A 22,200-nucleotide genomic window follows, 5' to 3' on the forward strand; every position below is an offset into this window, starting at 1 on the left:
CCTTTCTTTCGTTTGTTAAGAGATTTTGGTCGCATACATAGAACCAATCACATCTAAAGGAGGGTTGACCAATAGACTATATTTCTAGTAACCCAAGATTATGTCATAAAACTATTAAAATCCCCCTTGTATACTAAACACCAAGTGGTGGTCGGATGTAATACAAGGGGGAGAGTTACATAGTTACCTATTATTTAATCTTGATTGGCACGATTTTTCCGTCCTCTACCGCTGCAACCTCTAATTCACCATCGAAGCCGCCGCCAGTAAATTTCGTAAAGTCATATATTTTCACATTATCAGGAATATTGCTTACGCCATCCTGCATTTTGGCTTGGATTTTTTCTGCATCGTCAACAGAGCCTGCCGCTTTCATTGCTTCTACAAAAATGTACATCGCAATGTAATTAAGACCTGCTTCTGATCCAGGAGTCTCTCCATACTTTTCTTGGTATTTCTTAGCAAAATCAGGAATAGCTGGGCTTTTTGATTCAATAAGAGGCATAACGCCGATTGAACCATTTAACAAATCATAAGAACCAGTTACCTTTTTCATTTCATCAAATTTTGCTTGGTCCATTACGATAAAACCGCCTTTAAAGCCTAGCTCACGTGCTTGCTTCGCTACTTTTGCAGTCGGTTCAGATGCACCACCGATAAACAATACATCTGGCTTTTCCTTTAACGCATTTGTAACTGTCGTGAAGAAATCTGTTTCTTTCGCAAAGTCGATGGCAGAGTTGTAAACAACCTTCCCACCTTCTTTTTCCCAATGCGCTTTCAGCTTTTCAGACCAGTCTTTTCCGTATTGAGACGCAGTTGGTAGAAAGGCAATTTTCTTACCGAATTTCTTCATTTCATAGTCTGTAAACGGCTTTAAATATCCATCATAACGAGGAGGAATACGTACGGTTAGGTTATTGCCCACTTCAGACACTTTCGGTTCACTTGTGTAAGCACCAATGAGGAATTTATCTTGTTGGTTGAATACTTGTAGTGCAAAGACACCACCGCTGTGCGGAGTGAAAATGATTGGTGTTTTGTTTTCCTGAATCAGCCTTTTGGCGTTAGCTCCAGCTTCATTTGGAAGGTATTTGTCATCCAACGAAACAATATTCAGCTTGAATTTCTTTCCGCCTACTTCAAATCCACCGGCTCCATTAATCTCTTCTGCCGCCATCTTTACACCATTTAAAGTACGCTCACCATAAAAGGCAGCCGGGCCGCTTAATGGTCCAGTATAACCAATATTAACTGTGCCTGTTTCTTCAGATTTACTGTCACCGCCGCCTCCTGAGGACGGTTTGGTGTTTGCTGATTCATTGGATGAACTGTTACATGCTGCCAAACTGAAAATTACTACGAAGATCAAACTCAGCATCAAAAGAGATTTTAATCTTTTCATTGGTTTTCCCCCTTATATTTTAAAAATATTCAGATATTGACAGTGGTAATAAGCCCTTCCTCACCCCCTTAAAAGTGCAGCCAGTCAATAGATTACGCACCTATATACGCTTTTCTCACTTCATCATTCGCAAATAATTCTTCTGAAGTGCCTTGAAGGACGATGGAGCCATTTTCAAATACATAGCCTTTATCTGCAATTTTTAAAGCAGCATTCGCATTTTGTTCTGCTAACAGGATGGTAGTCCCCTCTTGGTTAATTTTTTGAATAACCTCAAACATTTGCTCCACAATCAACGGCGCAAGACCAATAGAGGGTTCATCAAGCAGCATCAGCTTCGGTTTTGACATTAATGCTCTGCCAATCGCAAGCATTTGCTGCTGACCACCGCTTAGAGAACCTGCAGCATCATTCTTTTTTTCCCTCAGAATTGGAAACAGCTCGTATACATGCTCAAGAGAATGCTTGTATTCTTCCTTTTTTCCACGGTGTACATAGGCACCCATTCTAAGATTCTCCTGGACAGACATGGCAGGGAATAGTTTCCTTCCCTCCGGACATTGACCGATTCCTAATTTTACAATTTGATCAGCCGACGTTCGATTCAATCTTTTGCCTTCGAAAAGGATTTCTCCAGTGGCAGGCTTACTTAGGCCGCTAATGGTTCGAAAGGTCGTACTTTTTCCGGCCCCATTTGATCCCAATAGGACGACGATTTCGCCTTCATTAACCTCAATGTTCACGTTTTGAATGGCTGTAAAACTACCGTATTTGACAGAGACATTTTGTAAACTAAGCAATGGCGCTCCCTCCCAAGTACGCTTTTATAACCGATTCATTATTACGAATTTCCTCCGGTCTGCCTTCGGCGATCTTTTCCCCATAATTCAGAACCATAATTTTATCGGCAATTCTCATAATCATCGACATTTTGTGCTCAATTAAGCAAACTGTGATTCCTTTACTTACCATCTTTTTCATCAAATCTGCCAACCCTTCTGTTTCATCCGGGTTTACACCGGCCGCTGGTTCATCTAGAAATACAATCTCAGGATCCGTTGCTAACGCCAAGGCAAATGCCGTTCGCTTTTTTTCTTCCTGCGTTAAGCTGCCAACGAGTTTATTGGCTGCCTGTTTTAAATCAACGAATTCCAATACTTCCATTGCTTTTTCGCGGCATTGCTCCTCTTCGTTTCTTAAGCGTGGTGTACGAAAAATGGCATCCAGTAAATTGGATTTCGTCCGCAAGCGATGTCCAACGATGACATTGTCAAGCACTGTGGATTGTTCGAACAAATTCGTTGTTTGGAAGGTTCGTGCCACTCCAAGCTCTGCGATTTTATTGGAAGGTAACGTGGTAATATCCTTTCCTTTAAAAATCACCTGTCCTGAGCTTGGTTGATGAAAACCGCTGATTAAGTTGAAAAAGGTCGACTTCCCGGCTCCATTTGGACCAATAATGGCATTAATTTTTCCTTGTTCAATCGTAAAATCTACTTGATTCACGGCAACAAGGCCGCCAAATTTCTTTGTTAGATTTTTCGTCTCCAAAAATTGCATCCCTATACCTCCTCTACTTGCTTTTCACGGTCGATGAATGGCTTACCGCTTGCACGGGCTGTATTAGTGAGCTGCAGCTGTTCCTTTTTCGCTCTCCGTTTAGCCATCCCACTTGAGACCGCTCCCACAATTCCACGTGGATAGAAAATGACCAGCAGGGTTAAGACAGGGCCGAAAATAAGCATCCTGTACTGCTGAAAATCCTGGAGTTGCTGTGACAACCAAACAATAAGCAAGGTGCCGACCAGAGGACCGCTTAGCGTACCAATTCCGCCTACAAGCAAATAGGTTAATAGGTCAAAGGTAATGGTGATTGAACCAATATCTGGACCAATAAAACGCACAAATGATGCATATAGAGCTCCAGATAATCCAGCAAAGAGCGTAGACAATACAAAGACTGTTAGTTTATTTTTCATGGTGGATATCCCAATGGTTTGTGCTAAATCTTCACTGTTTCGAATCGCAATAAAGGTCCGACCTGATAGGGAGTGAATAATTCGGTACATGACAAGAACCACGAGAAGTAAGAAGAACAACACTAAATAATAGTGTGAAACCTCTGTTTCAAAGGTAATAGGACCAAATCCTGCAGGTGCAGGAATTCCAATTAACCCGCGAACACCTTCTGTTAAGCTGTCCCATTTATCAATAACGAGATAGATAATGTAGCCCAGGCACAGAGTATAAATCGCAAAGAAGTGTTCTTTCGTCCGTAAGGCGATTAAACCAACAAGGAAACCTAGTACACTAGTAATTACCAGGGATAAAAAGAAAGCCGCCCAGAAATTCATCCCTGCTTTTACGGTTAAGATCCCTAAGGAATAAGCTCCTATCCCAAAGAAGCCAGCATGGGCCAGCGAAAGATACCCCGTATAACCTGCTAGTAAATTCAATCCGTAGACACCAATCATCCAAATAAAAGAAAGAGTCATGATGTGGATGAAGTAATTGTTATTAGATACTAAAGGGAACCCAACCGCAAATAGGATTAAAACAATAATCACATTTCTTTGATTAAATACCTTTCCCATTAATGTCCCCCCTTAGAAAACAATCCCGTTGGTTTAACAGTTAAGATGATGACAAGAAGGACGAATGCGATGATGTCTTTGTAGTCGTTAGAAATGTAGGTTGCGCCTAAGCTTTCACTAAAGCCTAAAATATATCCACCGACAATGGCTCCCGGGATACTACCCATACCACCGAGGATAATGATAACAAAGGCTTTAAGAATAACTAGCTGTCCCATTCCTGGAAACACTAGATTAATAGGTGCAGACAGAGAGGATGCAATGGCAGCAAGCCCGCCAGAAATCATAAAGGTTAACATGGCCACCTTGTTTGTATTAATACCCACCAGGTTGGCTCCTTCACGATTTTGTGACATAGCAATGATGGTTGCCCCTGTGAAGGTTTTTTTCAAGAAAAGATAGAGTAGAATCATGACAACAATGGCGGCAACAACAATCAGGATTCGCTGCATCGTAAACGTCAATCCAAATAGTTGAACAACCTGCCCGTACGGTGTTGGCATACTTTGATATTCTGCCCCCCAATAAAATTGGGCGAAAGCTTCTAAGAATAAGAGAATTCCAATGGCAGCAATTTTGTCGTGGATGGGCGGTGCTTCTCTAAGCGGGTGAAAGACAAACCGTTCCATCATGACACCAAGAAGACCCACAACTAGAATTGAAACAAAAATAGCGACCCAATAATGAAGCCCAAACTTGGTCATCATTGTTAAGGTTATGTATCCACCCATCATGTATAATGCTCCATGCGCAAAATTTGGAATGTGCAATATACCATAAACGAGCGTTAATCCTAAGGCAACAAGGGCATAAACGCTTCCAATGGTTAAGCCATTAAACAGCTGCTGAATAAGAATCTCCATAGCTTCCCCCTTATACTTTTTTGAAATTTCAATTCATATAAAATATTTCTATATGGGAGCGTTCCATTCGGTCAGCTCCCTTTTCTCAACCAAATTACTGTACGTTATTTGTTACCTTCTCTTTTTCCTCTTCTTGAAGCGTACGCCATAAGATTTTTCCACTTGAGGTCATTGGGAACTGCTTGCGGAATTCTATGAGTCTTGGGTATTTATAGGCAGCCATATGCTGTTTCGACCACTCAATAATTTCCTCTTCGCTCACTTTTCCTTCAAAACCTTCGTTTAATATAACGAAAGCCTTCACCGTCTCCCCTCTTCTTGGATCAGGTACCCCCACCACACAAGCCTGCTGAATGGCTGGGTGCTTATACAGATACGATTCCACTTCAGTTGGCCATACCTTATATCCAGATGCGTTAATCATCCGTTTCACACGATCAACCATGAAGAAATAGCCTTCCTCATCATAGCGGCCGATATCCCCTGTTCTAAAAAACGATTTTCCGTCTATTTCAATAAAAGCACTTCTATTTTCATCGTCGCGGTTAAAGTAACCAACCATTACCTGCGGGCCATTGACGATAATTTCCCCTACTTCCCCAACACCCAGCTCTTTTCCTGTCGCTGGCTCGATAATTTTGGCATCGACATCAAAGGAGGGAATCCCAAGACATTGCATCTTTGGACGCTCTGCTGGATTGAAATGCGTTTGAGCTATCGTTTCAGATAAACCGTAACCCTCGACAAACCGTAAACCCGATAACTTAAATAGCTTTTCCCCTACCGCCTCAGGAAGGGCAGCACCTCCACCAGAAATAGAGGTTAAAGAGGAGATATCCTCTGCTTTCAGCTTTGGATTGGCTAAGAAATCGACGATCATCGTGGCAATTGTTACCCAATGGGTACATTGAAGGCTTTTAATCATTTCGACTGCCGCATCTCGATTCCATCTTGTCAGAATGACCATTGTACTTCCGCTGTAGATTGGCATATGCATACTGTGCACCATCCCTGTTACATGAAAAAGCGGTAGGGACATTAAATGCACGGCGTTTGGTGTAGTATTTGACCAATGATAAGCGCCTACAGTATTCGCGTTTACCGTCCGATTTGTGTGCATACAACCTTTTGGCAGACCCGTTGTTCCTGATGTATATGGCAGGACTGCGAGGTCATTTCCCTTTGCTGTATGTTCAGATGGAGCTATCTTAGCTTGAATGGCATCGTTCCAAAGATAGTGACCAGCCTCAGAAAATGGGACACTTGGTGCTTCCACCTCTTTTGGAAGCATCTCTTCAAACCCGGTCCCTGCATAATCTGAATAGGCTGCAAGCAGTAAGTTTTCTAGTGTAGTCGTACCTAATAATGGACGGACTCGGTCATATAATTCTTGACCTGCAAGAGCTGTCTTGATTTCACAGTCACGCACGTAAAATTCTAATTCATCGGCAACTAACATCGGATTGATCGGAACAACCACGGCATTTGCTCTTAAAATCGCATAATAACCAATCACAAATTGTGGTGAATTTTGCATGAAAAGCAATACTTTTTCACCCGTTTTTACCCCAAGCTTATGTTGTAGGTATCCGGCTAGCGCATTCACTTCCTCATCCAGCTGTTGATAGGATAGCTTGTTTCCGTAATAAAAAATGGCAGCCTGGTCCGGATAACGGGCAGCACTCACTCGTAAGTTGTCATAAAGAGAGGTTGCAGGAACTTTCAATGATTTAGAGATTTTTGGCCAGTATTCGTAATGAAGAGTAAGCATTGCATATCCTCCTGATTAAATAGAATATTAGATTTTATTGAAAACGCTGTCATTTTTTACGATTCCATTTAAGATCATATCTACATATATCTCCACGACTTTCTCCTCCGGGACTTCCCCGGTTGGGTTAAACCAATAAAAACTCCAATTCGTTATTCCCAGAATTCCCATCGTTAGGATATCAGCGCGAAGACCTGATTTAAATCTGCCTTGATGAATACCATCTTCAATTAGTCTTTGTGTATTTTTCCGAAACAGCGTTCGTTTTTCTTTGATTTCCTCAATATATTTTTCACTTAAATGCCGCATTTCCCTTGAAAAAATGCGTGCGCTCGGCCGTTCCGTCTTGATACTGCTGATTAGCATAAACACAATCTCATATAGTTTTTTTATACAATCAGAGTAAGAATTATTGAGGATTACTTCCTGTTTTTTTACCAGTTCCTCGATATAGGTTAAGTGGATATCCTTTAGCAGTTCTTCCTTACTGCTAAAATAATAGTAAAAGGTTCCCTTCGTCACACCCAGTGATTGAACAATATCCTGTACAGACGTGGATTTAAATCCATTTTGATCAAACAACTGGATTCCAGTCTCCATTAATTTTCGCTTCATTGGATATTTCCTTTCGGCAATAACCCTGTGGTGAGGTTGACTCCCTTACATTGAATCAACCTCACCGCGGTATTATTCGCGTTCAATAATGGTGGCGATTCCCTGGCCTCCGCCAATACAGGCGGTAATGAGGGCGAATCGTCCCTCTGACCGTTTTAGTTCATAGACTGCCTTTGTGACGAGGATGGCACCTGTAGCACCTAGTGGATGTCCATGGGCAATGGCTCCACCATTCACATTTACCTTTTCAAGATCCATACCAAGCTCGCGGTTACATGCGAGTACCTGTGAGGCAAACGCTTCATTAATTTCAATTAAGTCCATTTCTTCGATGGATAGACCAGACTTTTCCATTACCTTTCTTACGGCAGGTACTGGTCCAATACCCATAATATTTGGATCAACACCTGCGACAGCATAGTGACGTACAACCGCAAGCGGAGTGAGATTTAATTCTTCTGCCTTTTCTCTCGACATAATGACAAGGGCCGATGCGGCATCATTTAATCCTGAACTGTTTCCAGCAGTGACCGTTCCACCCTTTAGAAACGCAGGCTGCAGCTTCGCCAATGCCTCATAAGTCGTTTGTGGTCTTGGGTGCTCATCTTTATTAAATACAACAGGTTCACCCTTTTTTACAGGAATGGTGATTGGCACAATTTGTTCTTCAAACCGTCCTTCCTCCATCGCAACTGCCATCCGCTGTTGACTTTGGAGGGAAAATTGATCCTGTTCCTCCCGTGAGATTTGGTATTTTTCAACGAGATTTTCAGCAGTAATCCCCATTGGTGGGTCGCCAATTTCCTTTGGAGACAGTTGAGACTTCCGGAAGCTTGGCGGCATAGGACTGAACGGTTTTTCTGGACGATCCATTAAATATGGAGCCCGGCTCATACTTTCCGTCCCACCGGCAATATACACATCTCCGTCTCCGGCCCGAATCGCTTGCGCGGCAAGATTAATCGCATTAATTCCCGATCCGCACTGCCGGTCCACCGTTAACCCAGGTAAATCTAGCGATAATCCTGTCTGTAAAGCTGTTAATCTAGCAATATTTCCTCCCCCTGAAAGCACATTGCCGAAAATCACATCGTCAATCATTTCAGGCTGAATTTTTGCACGTTTCACTGCTTCTTTAATAACCTCTGCACCTAAGACATGGGCTGGAACACCTGCAAGTGCACCTCCCTGTCTGCCAATCGCCGTCCGCACCGCTGCAACAATCACTGCATCTCTTTTCATTGTGTAAATCCCCCCAATTTTTTGGATTATGTCATTTACATGGCATGTGCTCCGCCATCAACTACAATAATGTCACCGGTTACAAAATCAGAGGCAGGCGATGCTAAAAATAACGCCACACCTTTAAGGTCTGTATCCGAGCCGAACTTTCTTAATGGTGTGCCTTCGAGAATCGCTTCTCCACCTTGGTCTAGTAACCCTTTGGACATTTTTGTTGGGAAAAAGCCTGGAGCAATCGCATTCACATAGATTCCTTGTGGTCCCCATTTCACTGCCAAATCCTTCGTAAACGTAATAACGGCTCCTTTACTTGCGTTATAGCCAATAGCATTCATATATTTAGGGTTACTGCCTTTTAAACCCGCAACCGAAGCGATATTGATAATTTTCCCTGCTTTCTGCTCAAGCATTACTTTTCCAGCAGCCTGACTCATTAAGAAGGTGCCCGTAACATTCACATTCATTACCTTGTACCAAGCCTCAAGTGGCATTTCTTCGACTGGTGCTCCCCATGACGCACCACTATTGTTGACGAGAATATCAATCCTTCCGAATTTTTCAACGGTCTTCTCGACGACATGCTTAACATCTTCAGGGTTTGTAACATCACATTGTAATGCAAAGCTCTCAACCCCAAGCTTCTTCAGCCCTTCACTCACTTCTTCACAGGCCTCCAGTCTTCTGGAGCAGACCACTACATTTGCCCCTGCTTCCGCAAATCCCTCTGCAATTTGCTGTCCTAATCCTCTGCCACCACCTGTAACAATGGCTACTTTTCCTTTGAGATCAAAAAGATCTTTTACGTGCATTCTATTTCCTCCTATTTCTATCAACTCAATTGGTATCGTCTTTTCATAAAATTCATTCATCCAAAAAGCTTGGTTTATATCATCTCAAACATACTAACTAGTTGGTATGTTATTAATCTTATAATATTAGAAATTTTTAGAATATTCAACATCCAGTCATTCGACAAATTCCTCATTAGTATAGTAGAAAAGTCTTCTGGACCCTATCCTTTTCTAATAATCCGATAGATGCCAGTTCCTTTTGCTATCAATTGTTGATGATCGTCTACTATTTCCGCTTCAATAGTAGCCAGTTTATAACCCTTTTGAAGGATTTTTGCTTTAGCAAAGAGATGGCCAGAATTAGCTGGTGAAAAATAATGGACATCTAAATTCATTGCTGCTACCGGGGATTGATAAATCGATCGAAGAACGATGGATTGCACGGTGTCCAGCATGGAGGCATGTACTCCTCCGTGAACAGTTTTATTAGTATTTAGGAGCTCTCTTTTCAGTGAAAGCTTAAGAAGGATTTCATCTTTCTTTTCAGTTACTAGTTCAAAACCGATATGGTTATTGAACGGATTATTCTCTATATATTTATGAAGCTCCGTATTCAAGACCGACAATTTATCCCCACCTACTTACTATCCTTGTATAATTGGACTTGTTTTAAATGTCCCTATCCCTTTCGCAATAAGCGAATGATTTTGATCGTAAATGGTCCCTTCCGCCGTGACATATTTTCCGTCTTGGTTCAAAACTGTTGTTTCTGCACGATATTTTTCTTTTGGTAAAAGATCAAAGAATGATAGATTTAGGTTAATGGTAGCGGCGAATGACTGGGTCTCTAAAGAGATGTTTGCTCCCATTATAATATCAAGCATGGTGGAGAAGACCCCAGGATGAACGGTTCCGTCATCCTGAAGCAAATGCGGCTGCATGTCAATTTCTAACTGAAACGAATCCGACCATTCACCACTAAAACCCATATAGTCGAAAAATGTTGATGTAGTTTCGGGCATTTTCATTCGTCTTTCTCCTTTAAGTAGTAATCTCTACCATCATAGCCATTCCCTGTCCTCCGCCAACACATAAAGTGGCTATGCCTCTTTTTTTCTGTTGCCTGATTAGTTCGTAAATTAAAGTAGTGATGATTTTTGCACCCGTGGCCCCAAGGGGATGTCCAAGTGCAATCGCACCCCCGTTCACATTCACCTTATCCTGATCAAGATTTAATTCACGAATTACAGCTAATGCCTGGGAGGCGAACGCTTCATTTAACTCAAATAAATCAATATCAGCAAGTGTAAACCCTGTTCGTTCCAATAGTTTTTTCACAGCTGGCACCGGACCAATTCCCATAACCTCTGGTGAGACTCCAACCACTGACCAATCCACGATTCTAGCCATTGGCTTCAAACCCATTCCCTCTGCATGGCTACGAGACGTTAACACTAAGGCGGCTGCTCCGTCATTACGTCCACAGGCATTACCAGCAGTGACCGTGCCATTCTCTTTAAAAACAGGTTTAAGCTTTCTTAATGTTTCGATTGTAGTTTCCGGTCTTGGATGTTCATCCACCGAAAAAGTAATCGAACTCTTTTTTCCTTTCACCTCAACGGGGACAATTTCATCCTCAAACCGATTATTTTTTAAAGCTGCCGCTGCCCGTAATTGACTCTCATATGCAAAAGCATCTTGATCCTCCCGTGAAATTGAAAATCTCTCAGCGACATTTTCAGCAGTGATTCCCATTCCTAACTGACTTCCATAGATTTCCTGAGGCTGTTGTCCCGCTTCCGTATTGGAATCGATTAGTTTTGCGTTATCACCACCGAATCGAGAGTTTCTTAGATAAAGCGGGGCATTGCTCATGCTTTCTGTTCCACCGGCCACAACGATTTCCGCTTGTCCGCTAGAGATTTGTTGGGCACCTGATGCAATAGCCTGCAGCCCTGATGCACATAAGCGGTTAATGGTAAACGCCGGTGCGGTTTCAGGGACTCCTGCGCGTAATGCAGCGACCCTAGCGACATTAGAGGATTCAGTAGATTGACGGACTTCGCCTAAAATGACTTCATCGACCTGATCAGGGCTAATTCCTGCTCTTTTCACCGCCTCTTTAATGACGATAGAAGCAAGAGTCCCTGAATTCATACTTTTTAATGCACCGCCATACCTGCCGACTGGTGTACGAACGGCACTAAGGATCACAATATCATTCATGAATATCCTCCTATATTACTAGATTAGCTGTATTCTTTTTCTAACTGGGCAGCAATGATATTTTTCTGAATCTCTGATGTTCCTTCATAGATTCTTGTAATCCTTGCATCACGATAAAAGCGTTCCACTGGGTAATCTGCAATATAGCCAAGACCTCCATGGATTTGTACGGCCTTATCTGCAACCCGGTTGTAAACCTCTGATCCATATAGCTTAAGCATGGCCGCCTCTTTAATGACTTTCATTCCTTGATCTACCATCCATGCCACCCTGTAAGTAAACGACCTTAACGCTTCTATTTCCACCGCCATCTCTGCCAGCATATGGCTCACGGCCTGGTTTGAGATAATCGGCTTTCCAAATTGGATTCGGTCTTTGGCATATCTTGTTGACATGTCCAAAAGCTTTTGACAGGAACCAAGATTACGAGAGGCCAAGCCCGCACGGCCGTTTGCTAAAATTTTCAACGCATTCACGTAGCCTTGACCCTCTACACCGAGCACGTTTTCAACCGGAACCTCACAATCTTCAAAGATTAATTCCGCTGAATGTGATCCACGTAAGCCCATTTTTTTCTCAACCGCACCGACCTGAAACCCTGGAAAATCCTTTTCTACAATAAACGAGGTAATTCCCTTGGCCCCTTTTTCCGGGTCGGTTACCGCCATCACTGTAAAAACGCTTGCTTCAGTTGCGTTAGTAATATAATGTTTTAAACCGTTAAGAACGTAAGTATTTCCTTTTCTAACAGCTGTTGTTTTTAAATTGGCGGCATTAGAACCGGCGGCAGGCTCGGTTAAAGCGAAGGCACCTATTTTATCCCCGTTCGCCATATCAGGTAAATATCTTCTCTTTTGCTCTTCGTTCCCCATTTCTACAATTCCTACTGATCCGATACCGGTATGGGCTCCAATTAAAGTCGTATATCCGTTATGTGTTTGACCGATTTCCTCGTATAAGGCGCATTTACCGACCATTCCAATTCCAAGACCGCCATATTCTTCAGGAATACTTAGACCAAAGAGGCCCATCTCTTTTGACAGCTGAATAATCCTTTCCGGTATGTGGTTCTCTTCCTCAATTTGCATGGCAACTGCTTCTACCTCTGTCTGAATGAAATCCCTGACGTTCTTTTTCAAAAAAAGAATGTCTTCATCTAATTCGAAATTCATGTGACACCTCCAAATGTACTTAGACTCGATTTTTTTCTTTTTCTAGAAGAACTCGTTTTAATACTTTTCCTACTGCATTTCGCGGCAGAGAATCTATGATTTCAAATTGTTTGGGTACCTTGTATCGGGTAAGATGTTGATAGCAGTAACTCTTTAACTCGTTACTATTGATTTCAGCTCCGGCTTTTGGCACGATAAATGCTTTTACCAGCTCACCAGAATTTTTATCAGGGATACCTACCACTGCAGCATCGAGTACATCTGGATGTTCATAAAGGATCCCTTCCACTTCTTGAGGGTACACATTAAAGCCACCGACAATAATCATTTCTTTTTTCCTGCCAACGATATAAAAGTAACCGTCCTCATCCATCGTTGCGAGGTCACCAGTATAGAACCAGCCATCGCGAAGGGCCTGTTTGGTTTCCTCCGGCTTATTCCAGTAGCCCATCATCACCTGTGGACCCTTAATTAATAATTCCCCAATACTTTTCTCTGGAAGGTCCTCGCCATTGTCATCTACAATTCTACAATCTGTTTTTGGCACAGGAATTCCGATACTTCCTATTTTGGTCAACCCTTCTGGCGGGTTTCGATGCGTCGTGGGCGAGGTTTCTGAGAGCCCATAACCTTCCCCAATTGAAACGCCCGTCAACCCTTCAAATTTCTTGATAATTTCAACTGGAAGTGGTGCGGAACCGCTCGAGCACATTTTAAAACAGGTTAAATCGTAACGGTCTATCTCAGGGTAATGAACAAAGGCATTATACATTTTGGGTACACCCGGGAAGAAAGTCGGACTGTGTGCTTGAATTACTTCAAGAACCTTTTTAATCTCAAATTTATTCACTAACACATTTGCAGCACCGATATAAATACTAAGGTTCATTCCACTTGTCATCCCGTACACATGATAAAGCGGGGTTGCTGTTAGAATGGTTTCTTCACCAACGAACATTCGCTCGCCGTAGAGAGCCTTACTTTGAATGACATTGGCAATTAAATTAAAATGGGTTAGCATAGCTCCTTTCTTTTTCCCCGTTGTACCGCCGGTGTATTGAATAACAGCAATATCCTCCTTAGCTGTGATGGAACATGCTTCTTGTAATGGCTCGGCATGACGGATTAAATCGAGAATACATGAAAAACAATCTGATTCTATGGTTCTTTCAGTTACAAAAATATATTTAAAGGAATGGGAATTTTGTAGGTATCTTACTTTCTCCAGGTTTTCAGGTTCTGAAACTAAATAAGCTACATCTGAGTCATGGAAAATTTCTAGTAATTCTCGTGGGGTATAATGCGGATTAATTTGAACGACAATCATTCCAATTTTTAAAGCTGCATAATAGGAAATCACATAAGAAGGCTGGTTCGAGACCATTAACCCCAGCCGCTCTCCTTTTTGAATCCCGAACTGTTTCCAAGCGTTTGCAAGTCGGTCTACTTGGTTCTTCAATTGGTTGTATGTGATCTTATCTTCTTCATAAATAATAGCAATTTGTTCACCGTATTTTTCTACCGTCTTTTCTAACAATGTATATAGGTTACATTCCGGAATCTCAAAAGAAAGGTCCGTAGTCTCCGGGTAATAATCCATCCAGGGACGATCTCGTTGTACTTCCAAGTCATTTCACCTCGCTATTAGAGCTTTTTTTAGCTTGATAACTTAAAAGATGATAGATAGTTCCCAAAACAGGGGTATCCACCTTTACTTCTCTTCCTTTTCTTACGATGTATCCGCTGATGGATTCTACCTCCAACGCTTTCCCTTTCAATTTATCTTGTAGCATGGAGGGTTGATGTTCTTTCGCAAGGTTCCCTTGAGCGAAAATCGTTTCATAGAAATCTTCTTCGATTTCCATTCCAGCGGCATTGGCGACAGCGATTGCCTCTTTACAGATGGTTAGAGCTGTTTGATATAGGCCTTCATCGTCGTAAATGGCGCCAACCTTTACTTCCATTAAGGCAGTTAACGGGTTAAAGGTGACATTCCAAAGTAGCTTTTTCCACTTAATGTGTAAAATATTGCTAGATGGATAGGTTATGATATTAGCAGCATTAAAAAAGGTGGAAATCTCATTTGCTTTTTCCGCTAACTGACTGTCTAAAGTGCCAATAACTAACTGTGGAGGAACGCCAATTTGCTTCACCACACCCGTATCCGTCACCATTGCTTGAATATACGTTGCTGCAGATACAATACGTTCTTTACCAAAGATTTCACTTAATATTTCTTCATTATCCACTCCGTTTTGGAGGGTCATAATCAAGCAGGATGCTTTTAACAGGGGATGGAATTTTTCCGCAACCTCTATGGTATCGGTTGATTTAACACAAAATAACAGGAGGTCAATATCCATAAAAGACTCATAACTGTCTGTAAACTCTCCATCAACAGAGAAACGTTCCACTTCACTCTCAACCGTTAATCCTTCTGCCTGCATTCTTTCCAAATTCTTTCCTCTTGCTAGAAAAATTACTTCGTTTCCCGCTTTTTTTAAAAGCGCACCGAAATAACCTCCTACTGCACCGGTACCTGCTACACCTATTTTCATGGCCAATCCTCCCAAATCCATATGTATACATCTGAAAAGAGAATGTGTCCTCTTTTCAGATCAGAGTCATTATTCTAAAAGATCCGGCTGTTCTTTCACGATTCGATTCCATAATGGCTGAAATTGGAACCAGCCAGCAGTACGAACACCTACTGTCTCATATGTGGCTTTTGCGTCTTCATCATCAATGACAACAGGCTTGCCTGCTGACTCTGCAAGAAGCTGCGCTTGACAGGAACGTTCCATAGTAATAAACCACCATGCGGCTTCATCAACTGATCCTCCAACCGTCAACAATCCGTGGTTCCTTAAAATACATGCCTTATTGTTTCCAAGTGCTTTTCCGATCCGTCTTCCTTCTTCGATTTCTAGAACCACACCGGTAAAGTCGTCGTATAAGGAATGATCACGATAGAAAGCACACGCATCCTGTGTGATTGGGTCAAGGAGGCGCCCAAGGGAAGACCAGGATTTACCGTAAACAGAATGAGCATGGGCAGCTGCTATAACGTCAGGCCTTGCAGCATGGACTTGAGAATGAATGGCAAAAGCGGCACGGTTTACAGGATAATGTCCTTCCACCACCTCGCCTTCATGGTTACAAAGAATTAAATCGGAGGCACAGATTTGACTAAAGTGCATGCCAAAAGGATTCACCCAAAAATGATCCTTCCGCTCTGGGTCACGTGCAGTAATATGTCCTGCAACCCCTTCATCAAAGCCAAATTTAGAAAACAATCGAAAGGCGGCAGCTAATTTTTGTTTTAAATGCTGCCTTTCTTCCTCTACTGTCGAAAAAACTGGCGGCTGATAGTTCACTTTCATTTTGGTTGTCATTTCATCACCCTTTATTAATATTCATTCATGCTTCCCTGAAATTTGATAGAAATAAACCCAGCATGAAGGCGAGAGACCTCTTCCATGCCGGGAGCCTTTTCAAATCCTATTATTCTCTAACCACTTCGTATTGGTGATAAACTACCTCACCCTTTAACACTTCATTTCCTTGCTGGTTCACTGCTTGAACCTGGAAACGGAGGGTGTTTTCCTGTTTTTCTTTTAACGTTGCTTTGAGCGTAACGACATCATTTAAAAACACCATGCCCTTAAAGCGGATGGAGTAATCCTTAACAAATCCCTCTTCATAATAAGAAGTAAAGAGCTTTGCCAAATTTCCCATAGTCCACATTCCATGTGCAATGATTCCTGGCAGCCCCGCTTTTTTGGCTTCCTCATCAATGGTGTGAATCGGGTTAAAATCCCCTGAAGCACCTGAATATTTAATAAGATCCATCCTTGAAACAGGGGCAAGCTGAACCTCATTAATTGACTCTCCCACTTGTAATTGTGCTAGTGTACTCACTTTACCAACACCTTCCTCACAGCTTCAGATATGACAACTGTTGAAGTTGAACTAAAGATGACATTCCCTGCCTCGTCCTCACCAAAGCTTTCAAGGACAAGGAATCCCATTTCGCCAAAATTCCCTTTTTTCTCAAAGTAGTTTTTTACCTTGGAATAGCAGTACACGTCTTCCCCAACCAATAATGGTCGTGCATAGTGAAAGGTTTGTTCCCCGTGAATTAAGCCTTTATTAGGCAGGTTCAAGCCCTCAACTACTCCATAATCGAATACTCTTGGATAGGTGGGAGGGGCAATATTGTTTTTAAATCGAGACAATCTTCCTGTGTCCTCATCAACATAAATAGGATGAAGGTCGCCAATCGCTTCCGCAAATTTCTTGACGGCTCCTCTTTCAACGGTATTTTTTACCTTGTTTGATTGTTTACCTATTTGATCTTTAAACAATTCATCCTCACCTCACATAATTAGCATTTTGGTCCGCCGGCCACATAGATTACCTGTCCATTAACAAAGGACGATTTTTCGTCAGCAAAGAAGGCTACAGCATTGGCAATATCCGCTGGCTTTCCACTTCTTCCAACCGGAATATTAGCAACGCTTGCTTGAATAAGATGCTCAAATGGAATTCCAATTCTTGCAGCCGTTTCTTTCGTCATTTCTGTTTCAATAAAGCCTGGCGCTACGGAGTTGGCCGTAATACCGTATTTTCCAAGTTCTATTGCCAGTGTCTTTGTGAAGCCCTGCAACCCAGCTTTGGCGGCAGCATAGTTGGCTTGGCCGCGATTACCAAGGGCAGAAGTGGATGAAATATTGATGATACGTCCATATTTTTGTTCCACCATATATTTTTGTACGGCACGTGCCGCATTAAATGAGCCTTTTAAATGTACATCCATGACTGTTTGCCAATCAGAATCTGTCATTTTAAATAACAGATTGTCACGGATGACTCCCGCATTATTTACTAGAACATCAACCGATCCGTAGGCTTCGTAAACCTCTTTTACCGCATTTTCTACCTGCTCGGCATCGGTAACGTTTGCCACTTTAGAGTATACTTCGTATCCTTTTTCTTTTAATTCACTTGTTGTTTGGCTTAATGCTTCTTCATTTAAGTCGATAAAGGCTACTTTTGCGCCTTCTTCTGCAAAAAGCTCAACAATTCCTTTTCCGATTCCACGGCTTCCGCCTGTTACAAATGCCACTTTCCCATCAAATCTACCTGCCATTTCTACTCCTCCTGTTTTTCTTTTTGTCTTTGTTAAACTTTGTCTGTTGATTTCCGCTCCAGGCACTTCGCTTTCCGTGGGTGTTTCGGCGAGCCTCCTCGGCGCATGCGCCTGCGGGGTCTCCCCTGAACCATACTCCCACAGGAGTCTTCGTGCCTTCCGCTCCAATCAACAGGGTATAAAAATCAACAATGTTCCTTAACACTACCTTTTAAATAGCGCTTACAATTTAAACGTATTGACCAATTTTTACGTGTCCCTTAATAAGGTTACGTGCGATAATCATGCGCTGGATTTCATCGGTACCATCGTAAATTCTCCAAAGGCGAGCTTCTCTGTACCAGCGTTCAATTGGCAATTCTCTTGTGTAGCCCATCCCGCCATGAATTTGTAAGACACGGTCAACTACTCTATTCCCCATATTGGAGCCGTATAATTTCGCCATGGAAGCGAGGTGACGATTATCCTCCCCTTGGTCAAGCGTAAACGCTGCGTTTAAAACTAACCATCTTGCAGCTTCAAGTTCAACGGCAGAATCCGCGATTTGCCATTGGATGGCTTGTCTTTCTGCAATCGGTTTACCAAAGGTAATTCGTTCTTTCGAATAATCAATTGCCATTTGCAATAAACGTTCTGCCGATCCAACAGCTCTTGCACCAACAATCCATCTTGCAAAACCAATCCATTCAAGTCCCAAATTATAGCCCTTGTGTAATTCACCCAGGATATTTTCCTCCGGAACACGGACATTATCAAATACTAAGCCGGCTGGACCCCATTCTCCCATCGTATGTATATACTCCGATTTCCAGCCCATATCGCGGTCGGCAATAAAGCAGGTCACACCTTCTCGTCCACGTGTTTCTTGATGCCTTTCTTTATCTGTAATGGCGATAACCATAACGAAGTCGGCTTCATTACCACCTGTAATAAATGTTTTTTCACCATTCAATACCCATTCATTTCCGTCCTTGACCGCTGTCATTTTGATATTTTGCGTATCAGAGCCTGCACCAGGTTCAGTCATAGCAAAGCAGGATTTTTTCTCCCCATTGATAGTTGGAATTAAATATTTTTGTTTTTGTTCTTCATTTCCATAGTAAAGAATATTATCTGCTGAGCCGCCAAATTGGAATGGAACAAAGGTCTTCGACACTTCCATCAACACAATGGCCATCATCATTTGCCCTAAATCAGCTCCGCCGTATTCTTCAGGTGTGTTAATTCCCCAGAAGCCTGCTTCCTTTGCCTTTAATTGAAGCTCTTTTAATTTTCCTGGCGGGAGACTAGGCTTTCCTTCTCGTTCGTTTCTTAATACATCGTTTTCAAGTGGAATGAGTTCTTTTTCAACAAATCTCCTAATTGTTTTCTGCACCATTTTTTGCTCGTCGGTCAAACGTAAATGCATTTCCTTCACTCCATTCTATTCTTTTATTCTAGTTTTCTTCTTAGAAAGTATATGATAGGTTATCCGAAAACATACCTACCGGTTGGTATGTTAATTTTATTTTATTCCGAAATTTCAGATAATACAAGTTAAAAGTGATGAAACTTGTTAAAAAAATCCTTCAGCTCTAATTCCGCTAAAGGATTTTTTTAACAAATTATATGTGGTGGACGGCTTTTTTTATTGCCATACGTTCTCTTAATGTAGAGATCGCAATAGAGCTTGTTAGCCATGATAGCAATCCTATGGTAATACTTAAGAGCCAATTACTAGTGGATTGCAAGGTAAGGAGGACTGTAATCACGCAAATAATTCCGCCCATCATTCCATATACAGACCCTCGGGCAATATTGGTTGCTTTCTTTGTACCGGAAGCAATGCCGACCATGATAACCGCTGTTAGCATTACGGCAGGAAAAGCTGCAAAAATTCCAGCAAGCATTTTCCACGGAGAAATGATTGTAATTAAATAACTTAGTGAAACCGCAGTTCCACCGAGTAGGAATCGAATAAATAAGTCCTGTTTATTCATGTTTGTCACCTTTTTCGTTTAATGAGATGTAATAATGACAACTACTATTGAAATAGTAAACCAGAAAGCCATGGATTGAAGGATGCCCCGTTTCCAGCCTACTTTCGGTAAAAGATAGCCTGCGATAAGAGCAACTATGATGTTGATTGCCATTCCAAAGATGGCTCCCCTTGATAACATAATCGAATGTGAAATCAGCTGCGCACCATGAAAATCAAGTCCTATTGTTAATAATGCCGCAAGATACACCGCAGGAAAGGCTGCAAAAATTCCTCCTGCTTTTTCTCCCAATTTTTTTGCTACCACTGTACAAGCAACAACTGCTAAACCACCCAAAAGGAATCGTATGAGAAGTGCGCTTATTGATAGATGTGCCATCATTTGTTCGCCTCTTTTTTTGTTTACCGTGCTGTTATTTTAGTTACGTGAATAATCTCACAAACTATTTTACGTATTCATTGTACCTCAATTTTATGACAATACATGTGAACACTTTATTAATGTTTTTGAAGCGGTTTCATTTGATCTATTTTGTGCTTGAGTCTTGGTGAAAGACAAACCTACGGCATTTCAAGCTTGTCCTGTCCTTCATCCACCTTATGAAGGACAAAACCTTTGTATTCAAATCAAATTTTGTCCTTCATCAATCGTATGAAAGACAAAATCTTTGTGTTCAAATCAAATTTTGTCCTTCATCAACCGTATGAAAGACAAAATCTTTGTGTTCAAATCGAATTTTGTCCTTCATCAACCGTATGAAAGACAAAACCTTTGTATTCAAATCGCATTTTGTCCTTCATCAACCGTATGAAAGACAAAATCTTTGTATTCAAATCGAACTTTGTCCTTCATCAACCGTATGAAAGACAAAACCTTTGTATTCAAATCGAACTTTGTCCTTCATCAACCGTATGAAAGACAAAATCTTTGTGTTCAAATCGAATTTTGTCCTTCATCACCCGTACGAAAGACAAAATCTTTGTGCTCAGACCAAATTTTGTCCTTCATCCACTGAAATCAAAGAAAGTCCGTCAAACAATCTTAATTAATTATTAGATAGTTCGTTCTGCTTCATTAGAATAAACCATTCCATCTTTTTTCATGCATCACTGATATTTAAATAAGTGAGTAATTTCTGTTGATTTTACAAATAATAATAATGATGTTCCATAGCGAATATCATCGTTTCAAATCCTATGATGAGGTGATTTTAGATGAGCTACAGAGATCATTTGGATCCACACTCAGAGCTTTTTCACCACACGTTTACAAGGCCAAAACGCCAGAAATCTCAGGTGAATGGGCAAACACAGGTGACGCAAAACACAATCATCTTAAGGAGTAATGCCAAAGCACACCGTTGGTAAGTGTAATGGCATCGAAACGAATGATGGGGTGACACAGATCGCTGCCTCCATCAAGAAGAAGGCTGACTCAACACAATGAGTCAGCTTTTTTCTTTTAATATGAAATAAACGAAAAATTATGATTGAAAATGTATGTTTAGAAGGATATCATAAAATCTAATTAAATTATTATCTAATGGAGTGGACTAGAGTATGTACGATGCTTTCACAATAAGAGACGCAGAAATAACTGATTTACCGATTATCGTTGACATATACAATTCAACCATCGCTGGGAGAATGGTTACCGCTGACCTTGAGCCAGTAACTGTTGAAAGCCGGACCCAATGGTTTCACGAGCACTCCCCTTCCTTTCGTCCACTTTGGGTAGTCGAAAGTCAAGGATTAATTTGCGGATGGGTAAGTTATCAGTCGTTTTATGGCAGACCAGCCTATAATGGAACAGCTGAAATCAGTATATATATTCATCAGGATTTTCGTGGAAAGAAACTCGGTAAGTTTCTTATACAAAAAGCAATAGATGCTTGCCCAGCCCTTGAAATTAAAACCTTACTTGGATTTATCTTTGGCCATAATGACCCCAGCATAAAGCTTTTTAACAGCTTTGGCTTTGAAAAATGGGCACATCTTCCGAAGATTGCAGAACTTGACGGCATTGAAAGAGATCTACTTATACTTGGCAGAAGAATATACTAATACTTAAATGGATGAACCATAGGAGATGAAAAACATGAGCGTACATAAAGCAATATCCGAACATGTAAACAAGCAAAACCAAAAGATTAATCGCTTCCTGCTGCTCGACCAGCAAAGAGAGCATTTTATCGAAGAAGCGTTACTTTTATGCAAGCAGGGAAAAGAGTTCACAACCGATAAAATTAACGAAATGACAAATCAAATTAACACCCTAGCAAAGCAAGGAATCATTCCTTTCCGAAAGCTTGTCACAAAAGAAATGGTCAAAGAATATGCATTAAGGTCTTAACACGGCTCAATTAAATACCAATATAATAAAGCAGAGGC

General features: G+C 41.5%; 25 protein-coding genes. 3 read left to right on the plus strand and 22 right to left on the minus strand.

What is annotated here, in order from left to right; genetic code table 11:
- Positions 1–190: 190 nt before the first annotated feature.
- The 22 genes from RCG25_RS15555 to RCG25_RS15660 form a co-directional block, all read right to left on the minus strand.
- On the minus strand, positions 191–1,405 hold the full coding sequence (locus tag RCG25_RS15555; RefSeq protein ID WP_308079733.1) for an ABC transporter substrate-binding protein: 1,215 nt from the start codon (positions 1,403–1,405) through the stop codon (positions 191–193).
- Between the two features lie 92 nt (positions 1,406–1,497).
- Positions 1,498–2,205 carry an ABC transporter ATP-binding protein gene (locus RCG25_RS15560; protein WP_308079734.1) on the minus strand — a complete coding sequence of 236 codons (708 nt, stop codon included), beginning with the start codon at positions 2,203–2,205 and terminating at the stop codon, positions 1,498–1,500.
- Entirely contained in the window at positions 2,198–2,965 is a 768-nt protein-coding gene (locus RCG25_RS15565) for an ABC transporter ATP-binding protein (protein WP_308079735.1), read from the minus strand. Before RCG25_RS15565 ends, RCG25_RS15560 begins: the two co-directional genes overlap by 8 nt.
- Positions 2,966–2,967: 2 nt before the next feature.
- Positions 2,968–3,999, minus strand: a complete 1,032-nt coding sequence (locus RCG25_RS15570; RefSeq protein ID WP_308079736.1) for a branched-chain amino acid ABC transporter permease — start codon at positions 3,997–3,999, stop codon at positions 2,968–2,970.
- On the minus strand, positions 3,999–4,862 hold the full coding sequence (locus tag RCG25_RS15575; protein WP_308079737.1) for a branched-chain amino acid ABC transporter permease: 864 nt from the start codon (positions 4,860–4,862) through the stop codon (positions 3,999–4,001). Before RCG25_RS15575 ends, RCG25_RS15570 begins: the two co-directional genes overlap by 1 nt.
- Positions 4,863–4,956: 94 nt before the next feature.
- Positions 4,957–6,633 carry a long-chain fatty acid--CoA ligase gene (locus RCG25_RS15580; protein WP_308079738.1) on the minus strand — a complete coding sequence of 559 codons (1,677 nt, stop codon included), beginning with the start codon at positions 6,631–6,633 and terminating at the stop codon, positions 4,957–4,959.
- Positions 6,634–6,660: 27 nt separating this feature from the next.
- Positions 6,661–7,248 (minus strand): TetR/AcrR family transcriptional regulator, encoded by a 588-nt coding sequence (locus RCG25_RS15585; RefSeq protein WP_308079739.1) that lies wholly within the window; start codon positions 7,246–7,248, stop codon positions 6,661–6,663.
- Between the two features lie 72 nt (positions 7,249–7,320).
- Positions 7,321–8,490, minus strand: coding sequence for a thiolase family protein (locus tag RCG25_RS15590; RefSeq protein WP_308079740.1), 1,170 nt, complete (start codon positions 8,488–8,490; stop codon positions 7,321–7,323).
- Between the two features lie 35 nt (positions 8,491–8,525).
- Positions 8,526–9,299: an SDR family oxidoreductase gene (locus RCG25_RS15595; RefSeq protein ID WP_308079741.1), complete on the minus strand. Its 774-nt coding sequence runs from the start codon at positions 9,297–9,299 to the stop codon at positions 8,526–8,528.
- Positions 9,300–9,502: 203 nt separating this feature from the next.
- Positions 9,503–9,907 (minus strand): PaaI family thioesterase, encoded by a 405-nt coding sequence (locus RCG25_RS15600; RefSeq protein WP_308079742.1) that lies wholly within the window; start codon positions 9,905–9,907, stop codon positions 9,503–9,505.
- Positions 9,908–9,925: 18 nt separating this feature from the next.
- Positions 9,926–10,309, minus strand: a complete 384-nt coding sequence (locus RCG25_RS15605; protein WP_308079743.1) for a PaaI family thioesterase — start codon at positions 10,307–10,309, stop codon at positions 9,926–9,928.
- Positions 10,310–10,322: 13 nt separating this feature from the next.
- Positions 10,323–11,507, minus strand: coding sequence for a thiolase family protein (locus RCG25_RS15610; RefSeq protein ID WP_308079744.1), 1,185 nt, complete (start codon positions 11,505–11,507; stop codon positions 10,323–10,325).
- Between the two features lie 23 nt (positions 11,508–11,530).
- Positions 11,531–12,679 (minus strand): acyl-CoA dehydrogenase family protein, encoded by a 1,149-nt coding sequence (locus RCG25_RS15615; protein ID WP_308079745.1) that lies wholly within the window; start codon positions 12,677–12,679, stop codon positions 11,531–11,533.
- A gap of 19 nt (positions 12,680–12,698) precedes the next feature.
- Positions 12,699–14,306: a long-chain-fatty-acid--CoA ligase gene (locus RCG25_RS15620; RefSeq protein ID WP_308079746.1), complete on the minus strand. Its 1,608-nt coding sequence runs from the start codon at positions 14,304–14,306 to the stop codon at positions 12,699–12,701.
- Position 14,307: 1 nt separating this feature from the next.
- Positions 14,308–15,237 carry a ketopantoate reductase family protein gene (locus RCG25_RS15625; protein ID WP_308079747.1) on the minus strand — a complete coding sequence of 310 codons (930 nt, stop codon included), beginning with the start codon at positions 15,235–15,237 and terminating at the stop codon, positions 14,308–14,310.
- Between the two features lie 69 nt (positions 15,238–15,306).
- Positions 15,307–16,074, minus strand: coding sequence for a class II aldolase/adducin family protein (locus tag RCG25_RS15630; RefSeq protein ID WP_308079748.1), 768 nt, complete (start codon positions 16,072–16,074; stop codon positions 15,307–15,309).
- Positions 16,075–16,183: 109 nt separating this feature from the next.
- Positions 16,184–16,600, minus strand: a complete 417-nt coding sequence (locus tag RCG25_RS15635) for a MaoC/PaaZ C-terminal domain-containing protein (RefSeq protein ID WP_308079749.1) — start codon at positions 16,598–16,600, stop codon at positions 16,184–16,186.
- Positions 16,597–17,046, minus strand: coding sequence for a MaoC family dehydratase N-terminal domain-containing protein (locus tag RCG25_RS15640; RefSeq protein WP_308079750.1), 450 nt, complete (start codon positions 17,044–17,046; stop codon positions 16,597–16,599). The genes RCG25_RS15635 and RCG25_RS15640 overlap by 4 nt, the downstream gene beginning before the upstream one ends.
- Before the next feature lie 20 nt (positions 17,047–17,066).
- Positions 17,067–17,831: a 3-oxoacyl-ACP reductase FabG gene (gene fabG / locus RCG25_RS15645; RefSeq protein WP_308079751.1), complete on the minus strand. Its 765-nt coding sequence runs from the start codon at positions 17,829–17,831 to the stop codon at positions 17,067–17,069.
- A 229-nt stretch (positions 17,832–18,060) separates the two neighbouring features.
- Positions 18,061–19,239 (minus strand): acyl-CoA dehydrogenase family protein, encoded by a 1,179-nt coding sequence (locus tag RCG25_RS15650; protein WP_308079752.1) that lies wholly within the window; start codon positions 19,237–19,239, stop codon positions 18,061–18,063.
- Positions 19,240–19,435: 196 nt separating this feature from the next.
- A complete protein-coding gene (locus tag RCG25_RS15655) occupies positions 19,436–19,810 on the minus strand; it encodes a DUF3147 family protein (protein WP_308079753.1) in 375 nt (124 codons plus the stop codon).
- Positions 19,811–19,828: 18 nt separating this feature from the next.
- Positions 19,829–20,191, minus strand: a complete 363-nt coding sequence (locus RCG25_RS15660; RefSeq protein WP_308079754.1) for a DUF3147 family protein — start codon at positions 20,189–20,191, stop codon at positions 19,829–19,831.
- A gap of 833 nt (positions 20,192–21,024) precedes the next feature.
- Between RCG25_RS15660 and RCG25_RS15665 the strand changes: the two genes are divergently transcribed.
- From RCG25_RS15665 to RCG25_RS15675, 3 genes are all read left to right on the plus strand, one after another.
- Positions 21,025–21,177 (plus strand): YpzG family protein, encoded by a 153-nt coding sequence (locus RCG25_RS15665; protein ID WP_308079755.1) that lies wholly within the window; start codon positions 21,025–21,027, stop codon positions 21,175–21,177.
- A gap of 192 nt (positions 21,178–21,369) precedes the next feature.
- Positions 21,370–21,873 carry a GNAT family N-acetyltransferase gene (locus tag RCG25_RS15670; protein ID WP_308079756.1) on the plus strand — a complete coding sequence of 168 codons (504 nt, stop codon included), beginning with the start codon at positions 21,370–21,372 and terminating at the stop codon, positions 21,871–21,873.
- A gap of 34 nt (positions 21,874–21,907) precedes the next feature.
- Complete coding sequence (locus RCG25_RS15675; RefSeq protein ID WP_308079757.1) at positions 21,908–22,162, plus strand: YpbS family protein; 255 nt, start codon at positions 21,908–21,910, stop codon at positions 22,160–22,162.
- The last annotated feature ends 38 nt before the right edge of the window (positions 22,163–22,200 follow it).

Source organism: Neobacillus sp. PS2-9 (genome assembly GCF_030915525.1).
Classification (GTDB): domain Bacteria; phylum Bacillota; class Bacilli; order Bacillales; family Cytobacillaceae; genus Neobacillus.